The organism is Kineococcus glutinatus (assembly GCF_039542765.1).
GTDB lineage: Bacteria > Actinomycetota > Actinomycetes > Actinomycetales > Kineococcaceae > Kineococcus_A > Kineococcus_A glutinatus.
Window position 1 is genome coordinate 1 of record NZ_BAABIL010000716.1, and the last position, 1,857, is coordinate 1,857.

At 75.2% G+C, this 1,857-nt stretch carries 2 protein-coding genes; both read left to right on the plus strand.

The window, feature by feature from the left end:
• The coding region (locus ABEB16_RS20545; protein WP_345714048.1) for a DUF885 family protein at nucleotides 1–405 on the plus strand (405 nt) is incomplete at its 5' end.
• 79 nt (nucleotides 406–484) lie between these two features.
• Nucleotides 485–1,768, plus strand: a complete 1,284-nt coding sequence (gene eno / locus ABEB16_RS20550) for a phosphopyruvate hydratase (RefSeq protein WP_345714049.1) — start codon at nucleotides 485–487, stop codon at nucleotides 1,766–1,768.
• Nucleotides 1,769–1,857 lie beyond the last annotated feature (89 nt).

Genomic DNA, 1,857 nt, shown 5'->3' on the forward strand with positions numbered 1-1,857 from the left:
CTCGTCGCCGCCACCGCCGCCGGCCGCCTCGCCGACGGCCTGCGCCTCGTGCGGGCCCTGCAGCGGGTGCGCACCGCGGCCGAGGCCGTCGTCGACGTGCGCGTGCACTGCGACGGCGCCGGCGCCGGGGACGTGCGCGACCTGCTCGTCGAGCGGGCCCACCTCGGCGAGGAGGAGGCCGCCGGCCGCTGGCGCGCCGCCCTGCTGGACAGCGCCGTGCTGCCCGTGGCGCACGTCGGGCACGAGCAGGTGGCCGCCGTGCTGCGCACCCTCGCCCTGGTGCGGCCGGCCTGGACCCCGGGCCAGCGGCACGCGGCCGTGCTGCACCACGGCGCACCGCCGCCGCGGCACCTGCCCGCCCTGCTCGACCTGCCCCCCGACCCGCCGGACCGCTCCCCCCGCTGACGCGGCGCCCACCGTTAGGCTCAGCGGCGTCCGGTGGCAGGTCCCTGCCGCCGCACCCACCGACTGAGGAGGAGCACGAGTGGCCACCATCGAGGCCGTCGGCGCTCGCGAGATCCTGGACTCGCGCGGCAACCCCACTGTCGAGGTCGAGGTGCTCCTCGACGACGGGACGCACGCGCGCGCGGCCGTGCCCTCGGGCGCCTCCACGGGCGCGTTCGAGGCGTCCGAGCGCCGTGACGGCGACGCGGGCCGCTACCTCGGCAAGGGCGTGGAGGACGCCGTCGAGGCCGTCATCGAGGAGATCGGGCCGGCGCTGGCCGGGTTCGACGCGCACGAGCAGCGCCTCGTCGACGCCGCCCTCATCGACCTCGACGCCACCCCGAACAAGAGCCGCCTGGGCGCCAACGCGATCCTCGGCGCCTCCCTGGCGGTGGCGAAGGCCGCGGCCTCCGCCGCGGACCTGCCGCTGTTCCGCTACCTGGGCGGCCCCAACGCCCACGTCCTGCCCGTGCCGATGATGAACATCGTCAACGGCGGCGCGCACGCCGACACCGGCGTCGCGATCCAGGAGTTCATGATCGCCCCGATCGGTGCGCCCTCGTTCCGCGAGGCGCTGCGCTGGGGCGCGGAGACGTACCACGCGCTGAAGTCGGTGCTGAAGTCCCGCGGCCTGGCCACGGGCCTGGGCGACGAGGGCGGTTTCGCCCCCGACCTGCCCAGCAACAAGGACGCCCTCGACCTCATCGCCGCCGCGGTGGACAAGGCCGGTTTCTCCCTCGGCAGCGACATCGCCCTGGCCCTGGACGTGGCCGCCACCGAGTTCCACACCGAGGGCGGCTACGACTTCGAGGGCGAGAAGCGCACCGCGGAGTGGATGACCACCTACTACGAGGGCCTCGTGGCCGAGTACCCGCTGGTCTCCATCGAGGACCCGCTGTCCGAGGACGACTGGGAGGGCTGGGCGCACATCACCTCCACCCTCGGCGCGCGCGTGCAGCTCGTCGGCGACGACCTGTTCGTCACCAACCCCGAGCGCCTGCAGCGGGGCATCGACGCCGGCGCCGGCAACGCGCTGCTCGTCAAGGTGAACCAGATCGGCACCCTCACCGAGACGCTGGACGCCGTGGACCTGGCGCACCGCAACGGGTTCCGCACGATGATGAGCCACCGCTCCGGCGAGACCGAGGACACGACGATCGCCGACCTCGCGGTGGCCGTCGGTTCCGGCCAGATCAAGACCGGCGCCCCGGCGCGCTCCGAGCGCGTCGCGAAGTACAACCAGCTGCTGCGCATCGAGGAGGAGCTGGACGACGCCGGCCGCTACGCCGGCCCGTCCGCCTTCCCGCGCGCCGCGCGCGCCTGAGGCGAGCGCCGTGGCGACCCGTCGTCCCACGTCCACCGCGCTGGTGCCGTCGCTGGTCGGGGTCGACGACGCGGTGGCGCCGATGACGG